This window comes from Bradyrhizobium sp. P5_C11_2, assembly GCF_054049755.1.
Map to the genome: position 1 here is coordinate 1 of NZ_JBFULT010000149.1, position 13684 is coordinate 13684.

At 65.3% G+C, this 13684-nt stretch carries 15 protein-coding genes; 11 read left to right on the forward strand and 4 right to left on the reverse strand.

Annotated features, from left to right (window positions below; all coding sequences use genetic code 11):
- From ACXJL8_RS16360 to ACXJL8_RS16400, 9 genes are all read left to right on the forward strand, one after another.
- The coding region (locus ACXJL8_RS16360; RefSeq protein WP_456685236.1) for a cell division protein at window positions 1–2100 on the forward strand (2100 nt) is incomplete at its 5' end.
- A gap of 139 nt (window positions 2101–2239) precedes the next feature.
- The gene (locus ACXJL8_RS16365) at window positions 2240–2392 is read left to right on the forward strand and encodes an aa3-type cytochrome c oxidase subunit IV (RefSeq protein ID WP_008136857.1); all 153 of its coding nucleotides are present in this window, start codon (window positions 2240–2242) and stop codon (window positions 2390–2392) included.
- Window positions 2393–2529: 137 nt separating this feature from the next.
- Window positions 2530–3657 (forward strand): Re/Si-specific NAD(P)(+) transhydrogenase subunit alpha, encoded by a 1128-nt coding sequence (locus tag ACXJL8_RS16370; RefSeq protein ID WP_456620275.1) that lies wholly within the window; start codon window positions 2530–2532, stop codon window positions 3655–3657.
- Between the two features lie 11 nt (window positions 3658–3668).
- A complete protein-coding gene (locus tag ACXJL8_RS16375; RefSeq protein WP_456620276.1) occupies window positions 3669–3986 on the forward strand; it encodes a proton-translocating transhydrogenase family protein in 318 nt (105 codons plus the stop codon).
- 38 nt (window positions 3987–4024) lie between these two features.
- Window positions 4025–5422 carry an NAD(P)(+) transhydrogenase (Re/Si-specific) subunit beta gene (locus tag ACXJL8_RS16380; protein WP_456620277.1) on the forward strand — a complete coding sequence of 466 codons (1398 nt, stop codon included), beginning with the start codon at window positions 4025–4027 and terminating at the stop codon, window positions 5420–5422.
- Between the two features lie 212 nt (window positions 5423–5634).
- A complete protein-coding gene (locus ACXJL8_RS16385) occupies window positions 5635–6435 on the forward strand; it encodes an alpha/beta hydrolase (protein WP_456685237.1) in 801 nt (266 codons plus the stop codon).
- 60 nt (window positions 6436–6495) lie between these two features.
- Entirely contained in the window at window positions 6496–7593 is a 1098-nt protein-coding gene (locus tag ACXJL8_RS16390; protein ID WP_456620279.1) for a calcium:proton antiporter, read from the forward strand.
- A 115-nt stretch (window positions 7594–7708) separates the two neighbouring features.
- Window positions 7709–7993 (forward strand): cupin domain-containing protein, encoded by a 285-nt coding sequence (locus ACXJL8_RS16395; protein WP_271552407.1) that lies wholly within the window; start codon window positions 7709–7711, stop codon window positions 7991–7993.
- 93 nt (window positions 7994–8086) lie between these two features.
- A complete protein-coding gene (locus ACXJL8_RS16400; protein ID WP_456620280.1) occupies window positions 8087–9082 on the forward strand; it encodes a hypothetical protein in 996 nt (331 codons plus the stop codon).
- A 21-nt stretch (window positions 9083–9103) separates the two neighbouring features.
- Here ACXJL8_RS16400 and ACXJL8_RS16405 read toward each other — a convergent pair whose 3' ends face one another.
- Entirely contained in the window at window positions 9104–9751 is a 648-nt protein-coding gene (locus ACXJL8_RS16405) for a tetratricopeptide repeat protein (RefSeq protein ID WP_456620281.1), read from the reverse strand.
- Window positions 9752–9889: 138 nt separating this feature from the next.
- Window positions 9890–10192 (reverse strand): 30S ribosomal protein S21, encoded by a 303-nt coding sequence (gene rpsU / locus ACXJL8_RS16410; RefSeq protein ID WP_212406250.1) that lies wholly within the window; start codon window positions 10190–10192, stop codon window positions 9890–9892.
- Window positions 10193–10456: 264 nt separating this feature from the next.
- Between rpsU and aqpZ the strand changes: the two genes are divergently transcribed.
- Window positions 10457–11179 carry an aquaporin Z gene (gene aqpZ, locus ACXJL8_RS16415; RefSeq protein WP_456620282.1) on the forward strand — a complete coding sequence of 241 codons (723 nt, stop codon included), beginning with the start codon at window positions 10457–10459 and terminating at the stop codon, window positions 11177–11179.
- A gap of 37 nt (window positions 11180–11216) precedes the next feature.
- On the opposite strand, the gene ACXJL8_RS16420 is transcribed toward aqpZ, so the two are convergent.
- A complete protein-coding gene (locus ACXJL8_RS16420) occupies window positions 11217–12323 on the reverse strand; it encodes a 5-(carboxyamino)imidazole ribonucleotide synthase (RefSeq protein ID WP_456685238.1) in 1107 nt (368 codons plus the stop codon).
- Complete coding sequence (gene purE, locus ACXJL8_RS16425; protein WP_456685239.1) at window positions 12320–12808, reverse strand: 5-(carboxyamino)imidazole ribonucleotide mutase; 489 nt, start codon at window positions 12806–12808, stop codon at window positions 12320–12322. Before purE ends, ACXJL8_RS16420 begins: the two co-directional genes overlap by 4 nt.
- A gap of 142 nt (window positions 12809–12950) precedes the next feature.
- Between purE and ACXJL8_RS16430 the strand changes: the two genes are divergently transcribed.
- Complete coding sequence (locus ACXJL8_RS16430) at window positions 12951–13664, forward strand: GGDEF domain-containing protein (RefSeq protein WP_456685240.1); 714 nt, start codon at window positions 12951–12953, stop codon at window positions 13662–13664.
- Window positions 13665–13684: the final 20 nt, after the last annotated feature.

Below are 13684 nucleotides of genomic sequence, written 5' to 3' on the forward strand. Positions count from 1 at the left end.
ATCGGCGTCGTGCTGTTTTTCGGATGGGCGCTCAAGCAGTCGTTTGCAAGCCCCGGAAAGCGGCAGGAATTCCGTTCGCATTGGCCGAGCATGGGCGCGACCGTCCTGGTGCTGCTGGTTGTCATGGCCTTCTTCGATTTTCAGCCCTTCATGCTGGGGCAGATGTTCGACGTCGCCGATAGCGACGCGATCGGTGGGCCGGCCGGCGCAGTCGCGATCACCTGGATCAAGTCGCTCGCGGCAGTGGCTGCTCCGATCGGTGTCTTCGTCACCGCATTCAGGCAGCAATTCGCGGAATTGCTGAAGGGCAACAGCGCATCCTCGCAGTGGGGGGCGCTGGTGCTCGCGGTCGTCGCCAAGGTCGCCCTGTGGATCGCGGGTCTCGCGCTTCCGCTCATCATCTGGGTTGCATACCTCTATCTGTCGTTTTGGGGCATCTCCAACGACCTGTTCGAGAAGTGTCCGGCATCGCTGGGGGCCGTTTCGCAAAGAGAGTGCCTGGCCAACGCCAAATCGAACGCGCCGTCCGGCAACCTGGCCGGCAAGATCCAGTTTGATGCCAGCACGGGGACCTTGTCGGCCGAGATCACGCCGAGGGCCGCACCGCCGGTCGTGGCAGACAACGAGCGCTTGACGCCTATTTGGCACGTTCCCGTCTGGCTCCGGTTCCTGGCCGAGAAAGCGGGGAATGCGGTTCAGGTTCGCCTTCCCGGTCTGTTCCAGGGCGAAGCTTCGGAACTCGCCTACTCCTACAGTCTTCGGATGGTCATCCTCTACACCTTCGCCGGCGTCCTGTTGTTCGCCATCTCGTTCTTCCTGACGCCGAACGCGAACTCGCTGCACCGCCTCTATCGCGATCGCCTGAGCAAGGCTTTCCTGTTCGATCCGACGCGTTCGGCCGACGGCGGCATCGCGCGCGCCGAAGCCAGCCTCGATCAGGGGCGCGATTTCAGGCCGCTCGATCGCATGAAGCTGACGGATCTCTACGCGGCTCCGGTCGAGTCGGACCGCATTCCGGGGCAATCGGCCGCGCCAAAGCTGCACGCGCCCTATCAGCTCATCAACACGGCATTGAACATCCAGGGGTCCGACTTTGCCAATCGGCGCGGCCGCAACGCGGACTTCTTCGTGTTCTCCGCCCTGAACATCGGCAGTGAGGCAACGGGCTATGCGCCCACCGGATTGGTGCAGGACGATGAACAGAGCCTCGACCTCGCGACCGCAATGGCGATCTCCGGAGCCGCGGCCTCCTCGAACATGGGCTCGAGCTCGATCAAGGCGCTGACGCCGACGCTTGCGCTCCTCAACGTGCGGCTTGGCTATTGGCTGAAGAATCCGCGTTACGTCGATGATCGGGTCCGGCCGCAGCGCCGCTCCACGCCGCTTTACTTCTGGTCCGAGATCTCGGGGCGATTGTACGAGAACAGCGACAGCGTCTACCTGACGGACGGCGGCCATATCGAGAATCTCGGCGTCTACGAGCTGTTGCGCCGCCGCTGCAAGGTGATCATCGCGGTCGATGCGGAGGCCGATGCGCCGATGAATTTCGGCTCCCTGATGACGTTGCAGCGTTACGCCCGCATCGATCTTGGCGTCAGGATCGACCTGCCATGGATGCCGATTCGCGAATGCACGCGCGCGCTGATGGCGCGCAATGCCGACAAGGCGGGCGATCCCGCGGCCCCCGACGAGCATGACGAGGCCGCGCGCGACCGCGTTCACGTCGCCATCGGTACCATCGACTATGGTGGAGATGACCAGGGCTATCTGGTCTATGTCAAATCGTCGCTGAATGGCGACGAGAACGACTACATAAGGGACTATGCGCGGCGAAACGATCGCTTTCCCCACGAGACCACCGGCGATCAGTTCTTCTCGGAGGAGCAGTTCGAGGTCTATCGCGCGCTCGGCTTCCACATGGCTCACGGCTTCCTGTCCGGCGACAATCCGGTGGCGGTCGGTCCCGGTACGGCCCCGCGCACGGCCCGATTCACCGAGGCGGGCGAGCCGGCGGTCGACGCCGTGCGCGCGGCGCTCGGCCTTGCGGTACCGCAGCGACAGAGAGCGAGCGTCACCGCCGCGATGATCGATCAAGGCTGAGCGGCGCGAGCGCCGGATTCCCGGCAATCGGAATTCCAAATGACCTGATTTGCAGGAAAACCGCGTCTGCCTGCCGTTGCCCTGCCCGGCGGTTTGCGGTATTGCCACCCAGGAATTCGACTTTCGACTGGGGACATCCATGGCTGACCATAGCGAAGTGGCGTACACCACCGCCGACGGCAACGACTACGTTGCCCACGAGCAGACCTATGAGGGCTTCATCAAGCTGGTCAAATACGGCACGGCCTCGGTCGCGCTCATCGTGATCCTGATGGCGATCTTCCTGACCTGATCCATCGCCTGCCGCACCGCCAGCGCCGTCGGTGCCCATAAAATTTGCATTCAAGCCGGTATCAAAACCGGTATCCAACGTTGCGGGAGTAACGCTAAGTTCGCGTGCGCGCTTTGTCCCGCGTCGCCGGAGGGCCTATGAAGATCGCCGTTGCCAAGGAAATCGATCCGTCGGAGCCGCGGGTCGCCGCTTCGCCTGATACGGTGAAGAAGTTCAAGGCGCTCGGCGCCGAGATCGCCGTTGAGCCGGGCGCCGGCCTCAAGTCGGGCCTGCCGGATTCCGAGTTCACCGCGGTTGGCGCCACCGTCAGCGCCGATGCGCTGAAGGACGCCGACATCATCATCAAGGTGAAGCGCCCCGAGGCCTCCGAGCTTGCGCAATACAAGCGCGGCGCGCTCGTCATCGCGATCATGGACCCCTATGGCAACGATGCCGCGCTGAAGGCGATGGCGGATGCCGGCATCTCGGCCTTCGCGATGGAGTTGATGCCGCGCATCACGCGCGCGCAGGTCATGGACGTGCTGTCGTCGCAGGCGAACCTTGCCGGCTACCGCGCCGTGATCGAGGGAGCCGAAGCCTTCGGCCGTGCCTTTCCGATGATGATGACCGCTGCCGGCACCATTCCGGCGGCAAAGGTGTTCGTGATGGGCGTCGGCGTCGCCGGCTTGCAGGCGATCGCGACGGCGCGCCGTCTTGGCGCGGTCGTCACCGCGACCGACGTACGGCCCGCGACCAAGGAGCAGGTGGAATCGCTCGGCGCAAAGTTCCTCGCCGTCGAGGACGAGGAGTTCAAGAACGCGCAGACCGCCGGCGGCTATGCCAAGGAAATGTCGAAAGAGTACCAGGCCAAGCAGGCCGCGCTCACCGCCGAGCACATCAAGAAGCAGGACATCGTGATCACGACGGCGCTGATCCCGGGCCGGCCGGCGCCGAAACTGGTCTCGGCCGAGATGGTCAAGTCGATGAAGCCCGGTTCGGTGCTGGTCGATCTCGCCGTCGAGCGTGGCGGCAATGTCGAGGGTGCGCGGCCCGGCGAGGTTGCCGAGGTCGATGGCATCAAGATCGTCGGCTACACCAACGTCGCCGGCCGCGTCGCGGCCTCGGCCTCCAGCCTCTATGCGCGCAACCTGTTCAATTTCATCGAGACCATGGTCGACAAGGCCAACAAGGCGCTGGCCGTGAACTGGGACGACGAGCTCGTCAAAGCGACCGCGCTGACCAAAGACGGCGCCGTGATCCACCCGAACTTCCAGCCGAAAGCCTAAGGAGAGCCGCCATGGAGCATGTTGCACAGGTCGTCGACCCCTTCGTCTTCCGGCTGTCGATCTTCGTTCTCGCCGTCTTCGTCGGCTATTTCGTGGTGTGGTCGGTGACGCCTGCGCTGCACACGCCGCTGATGAGCGTGACCAACGCGATCTCCTCGGTGATCGTGGTCGGCGCGCTGCTTGCCGGCGGTGTTGCGAATATTTCAAGCGGCTCGGGCTGGGCCCGCGCCTTCGGCTTCGTGGCGCTGATTTTTGCCTGCATCAATATCTTCGGCGGCTTCCTTGTCACCCAGCGCATGCTGGGGATGTACAAGAAGAAGTCCAAGTAAGCGTCACCTCGGGGTGAGCTGGCGAATGGGGACCTGAGATGAGCGCCAATCTGTCTGCAGTCTTGTATCTCGTGGCGGGTGTGCTGTTCATCCTGTCGCTGCGAGGATTGTCGAGCCCGGCGACGTCGCGCCAGGGCAATTTGTTCGGCATGATCGGCATGGCGATCGCGGTCGCCACCACGCTGGCCAATCATCCCCCGGCGGACAGCCTTGCCTGGCTCCTCGTCATCGTCGGCATCGCGATCGGCGGCGGCATTGGCGCCGTCATCGCGCGTCGCGTGCCGATGACCTCGATGCCGGAACTGGTCGCCGCCTTCCACTCGCTGGTCGGCATGGCCGCGGTGCTGGTCGCCGCGGGCGCGTTCTATGCGCCCGAGGCCTTCGACATCGGCACGCCCGGCAACATCCATGCGCAGAGCCTGGTCGAAATGTCGCTCGGCGTCGCCATCGGCGCGCTGACCTTCACCGGTTCGGTGATCGCGTTCCTGAAACTGTCGGCACGCATGAGCGGCGCGCCGATCATCCTGCCGTTCCGCCACGTCATCAACATCGTCCTGGCGCTGGCGCTGGTGTTCTTCATCGTCGGCCTGGTGCTGAGCGGCAGCGCGCTCGACTTCTGGCTGATCGTCATCCTCGCGCTGGCGCTCGGCGTGCTCATGATCATCCCGATCGGCGGCGCCGACATGCCGGTCGTGATCTCGATGCTGAACTCCTATTCGGGGTGGGCCGCGGCCGGCATCGGCTTCACGCTCGGCAATTCCGCGCTGATCATCACCGGCGCGCTGGTCGGATCGTCGGGTGCGATCCTGTCCTACATCATGTGCCACGCCATGAACCGGTCGTTCATCTCGGTCATCCTCGGCGGCTTCGGCGGCGAGACCGCGGCGGCCGGCGGCGGTACCGGTGAGCAGAAGCCGGCCAAGCTCGGCTCGGCGGACGATGCCGCCTTCATCATGAAGAACGCCTCCAAGGTCATCATCGTCCCCGGCTACGGCATGGCGGTGGCGCAGGCGCAGCACGCGCTGCGCGAGATGGGCGACATCCTGAAGAAGGAGGGCGTCGAGGTGAAATACGCCATCCATCCCGTCGCGGGCCGCATGCCCGGCCACATGAACGTGCTGCTGGCCGAAGCCAACGTGCCCTATGACGAGGTGTTCGAACTCGAGGACATCAACTCCGAATTCGCGCAGGCCGACATCGCCTTCGTGATCGGCGCCAACGACGTCACCAATCCGGCCGCCGAAGAGGACAAGACCTCGCCGATCTACGGCATGCCGGTGCTCCAGGTCTGGAAGGCCGGCACCGTGATGTTCATCAAGCGCTCGCTCGCCTCGGGCTATGCCGGCATCGACAATCCGCTGTTCTATCGCGACAACACCATGATGCTGCTCGGCGACGCCAAGAAGGTCACCGAGAACATCGTCAAGGCGATGTAGTCGCCGAGGGGGACGGGCCGTGGCCCTGAACAGGCAATGGCACCAGTCCCATCGCATGCCGCCCAAGGCGACGCGGGAACGGCGCATCGCATGGCACGCCGCCCATGCGGCGGCGTGCGGCTGCCGCGAGATCCCCTTGAGCATCCGGCCGGATGTCCTCAAATTGCTCAAGAGTCGTCGCAAGCCCTGAATTCCGGAGGGGCGGCACAGCGATGACATTCCTGAAATGGATCGCCATCATCCTTGCGGCCGGCTATCTCGCCGGTCTCGTCCTGCTCTTCGTGAAGCAGCGCGCGATGTTGTTTCCGATCCCGACCGGCGAGCGCACCGCGCCCGCCGCCGCGGGCCTTCCGGAGGCCGAGGAGCACGTCCTGACCACGTCGGACGAGKAAAAGGTCATCGTCTGGCATATTCCGCCGAAGCCCGGCCGTGCCGTGGTCCTCTTCTTTCACGGCAACGGCGATTCCCTTGCCGGGCTTGTCGGCCGCTTCAAGGCTGTCACGGCCGACGGCACCGGGCTCGTCGCATTGTCCTATCGCGGTTATGCCGGCTCGAGCGGCGCGCCGAGCGAGCAGGGCCTGCTGCGCGACGCCGCGGCCGCGTATTCGTTCGCGACGGCGCGCTATGACGCCGGGCGCATCGTCGCCTGGGGCTTCTCCCTGGGGACCGGTGTTGCGGTGTCAGTTGCGTCCGAGCATCCGGTCGGAAAGCTGATCCTCGAAGCCCCCTACACATCGATCGCCGATGTCGCGGCCTCTCACTTCTGGTATGTCCCGGTTCGCCTGCTGATGCGCGACCCGTTTCGCTCCGACGAGCGCATTGCACGCGTCACGGTGCCGCTCCTGTTCATCCACGGCACGGAGGACCTGACCATTCCGATCGCATTTGGCGAGAAGCTGTTTGCGCTGGCGCACGAACCGAAGCGGTTCGTGAGCATTCCCGGCGGCGGACACAATGATCTCGACAGCTTTGGCATCATCGAGATCGCGCGGCAATTCATCAATGGCGGCTGAGGGCTGACGGGCGCGATCTTCTCGCGCATAATCGATCGCCATATTGAAGGAATCGCCTGCATGAGCGCACACGGACCGATGCCGCGGTCGTCATGGATCTTCCCCGCTCTGGCGGTGCTGCTGTTCCTGATCGTKACCGCGACCGGCTACGGTTTCACCCTGTCGGTCGGCGGAGGCCTGTTTGCGATCATCCTGCTGGTGATCCTGTTCGGCACCGTGTTCGCGGCCGTTCATCACTCCGAGGTGATCGCGGAGCGGATCGGCGAGCCCTACGGCACGCTGCTCCTGACGCTCGCGGTCACCATCATCGAGGTCGCGCTGATCACCACGATCATGCTCGGCGACAAGCCGGCGCCCGAGCTTGCCCGCGACACCGTGTTCGCGGTCGTGATGATCGTCTGCAACGGCCTGGTCGGCCTCTGCGTGTTCATCGGCGGACTTCGTTACCGCGAGCAGGGTTTTCAGGTCTCGGGCGCCAACGTCTATCTCAGCGTGCTGATCGCGCTGGCGACCCTGACGCTGATCATGCCCAATTACACGCTGACGACGCCGGGTCCGTTCTTTTCGGCGCTTCAACTCGGCTTCGTCGACCTCGTGACGATCGTGCTCTATGGCGTGTTCCTGTATACCCAGACCGTCCTGCACAAGGATTACTTCGTCCACGAGAGGGCGGATGGCGAGGGCGGGGAGGCCCGCCTGTCGGGCAAGATGCTGGGTCTCAGTATCGCGCTGCTCCTGGTCTCGCTGCTGGCCGTGGTTCTCCTGGCCAAGAAGTTCTCGCTGGTTGTCGACGCGGTCGCCGTCAGGATCGGCGCTCCGCCGGCGTTTGCCGGCCTTCTGGTCGCGCTCCTGATCCTCTTGCCGGAGGGCGTCTCGGCGGTCGCGGCAGCCCGCAAGAACGACCTCCAGAAGAGCATCAACCTGGCGCTCGGTTCCTCGCTTGCAACGATCGGCCTGACGATTCCGGCGGTCGGGCTTGCCACCTATGCGCTCGACCAGCCCCTGGTGCTGGGCCTCAATCCCCAGAACACGGCGCTGCTGTTCCTGACATTCCTGCTGAGCATGCTGACCTTCGGAACCGGCAGGACCAATATCCTGTTCGGACTGGTCCATATGGTGGTATTTGCCGTCTTCGTGTTCATGGTTTTCGTGCCCTGAAGCGCGATCGCGCTTCAGATTATTGTTTGAGCATGATCTTTCCGGAAAACCGCTGCACACTTTGGGCTGACGCGGCCCTCCGGGTCCGGATCATGCTGCGAGGAGAAAGACGCCGATGCTTGCCGCCAAGTCCGAGGTTCAGATCGACAACGAAGAGGTCAGGGTGACCGAATGGCGGCTGGCGCCGGGCAGCGCGACCGGGCATCACACCCACGGGATGGACTATGTGATCGTTCCCGTCGTCGCCGGCGAAATGACCATCGTGGCGCCCGGCGGCGAGCGCTCCAAGGCGCAGCTTGCGGCCGGAAAATCCTACTTTCGCAAGGCCGGCGTCCAACATGACGTGCTTAACGAAACCTCAACCGAGATCGTGTTCCTTGAGATCGAGCTGAAGCCGTAAGGGACCGTTACCCTTTGCCATCGATCCGTCGCAGTTGATCCCTTACAATGCCCCAAAGTTCCCGCATCAGATCGCGCGGGGAGTGGCCGAGAAATGCTGAAATACATCGCTAAAATTTCGATGGATATCTTCCCCTCGGTGCTCGCGACGATCATCGGGGCGTACATCGTTAATCATTACATCAACGCCAAGCCGGCGGCGGATACGCCCGCGGCTGTGGTGGCGCCTGCCCCGGCCGGCAAGAACGGTAAGCCTGCAGACGTGGCCAATCTCCCGGCGCCCGGCGTCAAGGCCAAGGGCGTCTCGGAGAAGAGCGTGACGGACAAGCCGGCGGCCGAGAAGGCCGCCGACAAGCCCGTCGACCAGGCGGCCGCCGAGACCAAGGCTGCGGACCCCAAGGCCGCGGACTCCAAGGCYGCAGACCTGGCGCCGGCCGAGACCGCTCCGGCCAGCCCGCGCGGCCGGCCCGCTGCACGCGAGAAGGCGGTCGCCAAGTCCACCCCGGCCGTCACCGCTCCCGCGACCGCCGCCCCGGCGGTCGAGGCCAATTCGGCGCCGGCTGCAGCCGCTCCGGCCGCAACCCCCGACGCCAATGATCTGGTGCGTGCTGCCATCGAGCGGCTGCGCAAATCGCCTGAGGGCAAATCTGCCGAGACCAGGTCTTCCGAGACCAGGTCTTCCGAGACCAGGTCTTCCGAGACCAGATCTGCCGAGAGGTCGGCGGAGCCTGCGGCGCGGGAAGCCATCCGCACCCCCGAGGCCCCGCGTGTCGTCACCACGGAGCCGTCCGCGATCCGTCCGCTGCCGCCGCCGATCACGGTGTCGACACCCGCATCGGAGGCCTATGGCAATAGCGGCTCGTCGCAGGCCAACCCGCCCTATACCGCCTCGATCGGCAACGACGACCCGAACCGGATGACGCCGCCCGCCGACATCCCGGTCCCCGTGATCGCGCCGCCGCTCGATCTGCGCGCCGACGCCGGTGCGTCCATGCCGCGGCCGAAAAAGACCAACGTCGCCGACGAGATGCTGTCCGGCATGAAGTCGATGTTCCACTCCGTCCTGCCGAAGAGCTCCACCCCCGATTGAGATGGCGCTTGCGCCGCGCCGTCAGCCGCCGACGCGGGCAAGGCCGCTGCGCGCGGCGTCGTCGCGCGGGCGAAGCGAGACGGCCTTGGTGTAGGACGCCGCCGCCTTGGCCTTGTCGCCGAGCCGCTCATAGGCCTGGCCCCGCGTCATCCAGACCTGGGCATTGTGCGGATCGGCCTCGGAGGCCTCATCGAGATCGGCCGCAGCCTCCTTGACCTTGCCGATGGCGAGATAGCTGATGGCGCGGCCGAGCAGCGGCTCGGCCTTCTGCGGGTTCAGCCCGTTCGCTGCGCCGAAATCGGTGATCGCGAGTTCGTGCTCGTTGCTGCCCTGGTGGATCAGCGCGCGTCCATAGAGGGCCTGCGCATTGTAGGGATCGAGCGCCACGGCGCGATTGAACTCGTCGAGCGCCGCAACGGTATCCCCCGACTTCGCCAGGGCCTGGCCCTTGGCCGTATGGCCCTGGGCGTCGCTGACATTACCGGCGCTGACGGCCGCGTCGGTGGCCGCCGCCCTGGGCGCTTCCTGCGGCTTCTCCTTCTCGGGCATCAGCGAGCCCAAGTCGAATGAGCAGCCGCAGAGCGCGATCGACATCAGGGCCAGCGCAACCGGTCGCTGCCAGGTCCGGCATGCGCGTGCCAGGCTGAGCTCGGGGAAAGGGAGAGCCATCTACGGTTCGCTCGCGCTGGTGCCGCATCGGTAGTGCCCCGTCCCAGAAAAGGCACCTCTACAAACAATAACGCGGGCCCGGGGCCCGCGTCATCGAAAACTCAGTATCGAAATCTCAGTCTTGCAAATTCGGCAAAATCAGCGGGGGCCACGCGGACCGGCACCCGGGCCGCCACGGCCACCGGCGCCACGATCGCCACCGGGACCCGCGCCGAACACCGGCTTCGGCTTCATCGGCAGCAGGCCTTCACGCTGCAGCTTCTTGCGGGCGAGCTTGCGCGCGCGGCGCACAGCTTCGGCCTTTTCGCGAGCCTTCTTCTCGGAGGGCTTCTCGTAGTGACCGCGGAGCTTCATCTCGCGGAAGATACCCTCGCGCTGCATCTTCTTCTTCAGCGCCTTGAGGGCTTGGTCGACATTGTTATCGCGGACGAGAACCTGCACGCGGCATCCTCTTTGGTGGATCGGATTTGAATTCTGGTAAGTCAAAGGGGATGGCGAAAAGCCCGGCCCTTAACCTTGAGGGCGCGGATGTATCAGACAAAACCCGACATGTCCACCTGTGAAGCGGCCTTTCGGGCCAAGTTACGCCATTAAATGGGGCGAAAACCTGATGCGCGGGTCGCAATTTGGGTGGTTTGGCGCCAAAAGGCGGGCTGTTTTCCGGAAGTTGATCCGGAAATTCTTGAAATCAGGGGAGACGCCCACATGGACATGAAAAAATATGCCGCCGAGGCCATCGGCACGTTCTGGCTCACATTCGCAGGCTGCGGCAGCGCAGTGATCGCCGCCGGCTTTCCGCAGGTCGGCATCGGCCTGCTCGGCGTGTCCCTGGCGTTCGGCCTGAGCGTGGTCACCATGGCCTATGCGATCGGCCATATCTCGGGCTGCCATCTCAACCCGGCGGTCACCGTCGGCCTTGCCGCCGGCGGGCGATTTCCGGCCGGGCAGATCCTGCCCTATGTGATCGCGCAAGTGGCCGGAGCGATCGTGGCCGCGTGGCTCCTCTACGTCATCGCAAGCGGCGCTCCCGGATTCGACGTCGCCAAGGGCTTTGCGTCCAACGGCTACGACGCGCATTCGCCCGGCCAGTACAGCATGGGCGTGTGCTTCCTCACCGAGGTGGTGATGACCATGATGTTCCTCTTCATCATCATGGGCTCCACCCACGGCCGCGCGCCCGCGGGCTTTGCTCCGCTCGCAATCGGTCTTGCGCTGGTGATGATCCATCTCGTCAGCATCCCCGTCACCAACACGTCGGTGAACCCGGCGCGCAGCACGGGCCCCGCGCTGTTCGTCGGCGGCTGGGCGCTGGCGCAGCTCTGGCTGTTCTGGATCGCGCCGCTGATCGGCGGCGCGCTGGGAGGCGTGCTCTATCGCTGGCTGAGCGAGGAGCCCACCGGCGTCATCGCAGGCGCAAAGACGGCATGATCAGCGTGCGGGATCGCAGCTAATCGCCGCGGTCCCGTTACCTGCCCGTTGCCGGCCCGACTTCGGTGACGTGGCCCATCTTGCGGCCGGGGCGCGGCGCGCCCTTGCCGTAGATGTGGACGGTCGCGCCCGGGACGGTCAGCCACTTCTCGTAATCGTTGATCTCGTCGCCGATCAGATTGGTCATGGTGACGACCTCGCCGTGGCGCACGGGCCTGCCGAGCGGCCAGCCGGCAATGGCGCGGATATGTTGCTCGAACTGGGAGACGGACGCACCGTCGAGCGTCCAGTGCCCGGAATTGTGCACGCGCGGGGCGATCTCGTTGACCAGCACCTTCGGGCCGGTGCCGTTTGCGAGAACGAACATCTCGACGGCGAGCACGCCGACATAGTCCAGTGCGCTTGCGATCTTGCCCGCGATGCTGCGGGCTTCCTCCGCCAGCGCATCCGGGATCGCGGCTGGCGCCCGCGACACTTTCAGGATGTGGTCGCGGTGCTCGTTCTCGGTGACGTCGAAACACTCGACCTGGCCCGCGGCCGAGCGCGCGGCAATCACGGAGATCTCGCGCTCGAACGGCACGAAGGCTTCCAGGATCGCCTGCTTGGTACCGAGGCCGGTCCAGATCCTGGCKATGTCGTCGCCCTCGCGGATGATGGTCTGGCCTTTGCCATCGTAGCCGAAGCGGCGGGTCTTCAGCACGGCCGGGAGTCCGATCCGGACGATCGCCTCGCGCAACGAAGCGACGGAGGTGACGTCGGCGTAAGCGGCGGTGCCGATGCCGAGCCGCGTCACGAAATCCTTCTCGGCGAGCCGATCCTGGGTGGTCTCGAGGACCTYGCGGTTGGGCAGCACCGGGCGGCGCGCGTCCAGCACCATCGCGGCGGCCGCCGGTACGTTCTCGAACTCGTAGGTGATGACGTCGACGTCGTGGGCGAACATCTCCAGCGCCTCGACATCGGCGTATTCGGCGCAGGTCGCGTTCAGCACGACGTCGAAGGCCGGCGAATCCGGATCGGGCGAGAACACCTGGCAGCGCAGGCCCAGCCGCGCCGCCGCCATCGCCAGCATCCGGCCGAGTTGTCCGCCGCCGAGGATTCCGATGGTGTCGCCGGGCTTCAGCTTCACCGGTCTGGTGTCCGTCACGCCTTGTCCTCCGGGCGTTCGGCAACCGCCTCGGTCTGCGCCTTGCGCCACGCGGCAAGGCGCTCCGACAGGGCCGGGTCGGACAGCGCCAGCACGCTTGCGGCGAGCAGCGCAGYGTTGATCGCGCCCGCCTTGCCGATGGCCAGGGTGCCGACCGGGATGCCGGCGGGCATCTGGACGATCGAATACAGCGAATCGATGCCCTTCATCGTCCTGGATTCGACCGGCACGCCGAAGACCGGGAGTTCCGTCAGCGCCGCAGCCATGCCGGGCAAATGAGCAGCGCCGCCGGCGCCGGCAATGATGATCTTGTAGCCTGCCGCCTTGGCGCCCTTGGCAAAGCTAAACAGCCGGTCGGGGGTCCGGTGCGCGGAGACAATGCGGGTCTCGGCGGCGACACCGAGCGCTGCAAGCGTGTCGGCGGCATGCCGCATGGTGTCCCAGTCCGACTGGCTTCCCATGATGATGGCGATCGGCGCGGTCATGACGTCAATTGTTCTCGGGAAAACAGAAACATAGGCCAGATTAACGGTTCCGGCCGGCGGATCGCAAGGCGGTGGCAAGGAGAAGGGAATGCACTATCCTGTCTTGGTGAATCCCCGCAAGCCTTCATTGAGCAGGATGCCCATGAAGAAACCAAAAAGGGCGAGCGCTGCGAAGGCCAAAAAGGGCCGGAAGACCAGCGCGAGCCGATCCAAAACCGCCCCCAGGCGTTCCGCCGAACCAGCGCGGCGCGCCGCACCGGCCAATGACGGCGCCAAGGAAACGACCAAGGCGACGATCCGCGGCCTGCGGGCTGAGCTCAAGCAGGCGTTGCGGCGGGTCGCGGAACTCGAGGCCGCCGCCGACACCGACTTCCTGCTCGAGATTCCGAACCGGCGCGGTTTCGAGCGCGAGCTCACGCGCGCCATTGCCTACATGAAGCGTTATCGCGCCAGTGGCGCGCTGATCGTGCTCGACGTCGACCGCCTGAAGCCGATCAACGATTCCTTCGGCCACGCCGCTGGCGATGAGGTGCTCAAGGCGATCGCCGGCACGCTGACGCGGCAGATCCGCGCTTCGGATGTGGTCGGCCGGCTCGGTGGCGACGAGTTCGCGCTGCTGCTGTGGAATCTCAGCGAGACCGATGCCAAGGCGAAGGCTGCGATCTTCGAGCAGGCGGTCGACGAATTGTCCTTCGTCTTCCGCGGTCAGCGCGTGACTGCGGGCGCTTCCGCCGGCGTCGCGCTGCTCGGCCCGCAATCCGATGCAGGTCGTGCTCTGGAGGAGGCAGACGCCGCCATGTATGTCCGCAAGGCGCAGCGGCGGCAWGAGCCGCGGATCAGGCTCGTCAGCAGCTAGAGAACGATCCGGACCCGGAG

What these genes read in the sequence shown, in the direction of transcription:
- ACXJL8_RS16405 (WP_456620281.1), bottom strand. Translation starts at nt 9,751, where the DNA reads ATGGCTCTCCCTTTCCCCGAGCTCAGCCTGGCACGCGCATGCCGGACC.
- ACXJL8_RS16370 (WP_456620275.1), top strand. Translation starts at nt 2,530, where the DNA reads ATGAAGATCGCCGTTGCCAAGGAAATCGATCCGTCGGAGCCGCGGGTC.
- ACXJL8_RS16365 (WP_008136857.1), top strand. Translation starts at nt 2,240, where the DNA reads ATGGCTGACCATAGCGAAGTGGCGTACACCACCGCCGACGGCAACGAC.
- ACXJL8_RS16395 (WP_271552407.1), top strand. Translation starts at nt 7,709, where the DNA reads ATGCTTGCCGCCAAGTCCGAGGTTCAGATCGACAACGAAGAGGTCAGG.
- aqpZ (WP_456620282.1), top strand. Translation starts at nt 10,457, where the DNA reads ATGGACATGAAAAAATATGCCGCCGAGGCCATCGGCACGTTCTGGCTC.
- ACXJL8_RS16375 (WP_456620276.1), top strand. Translation starts at nt 3,669, where the DNA reads ATGGAGCATGTTGCACAGGTCGTCGACCCCTTCGTCTTCCGGCTGTCG.
- ACXJL8_RS16380 (WP_456620277.1), top strand. Translation starts at nt 4,025, where the DNA reads ATGAGCGCCAATCTGTCTGCAGTCTTGTATCTCGTGGCGGGTGTGCTG.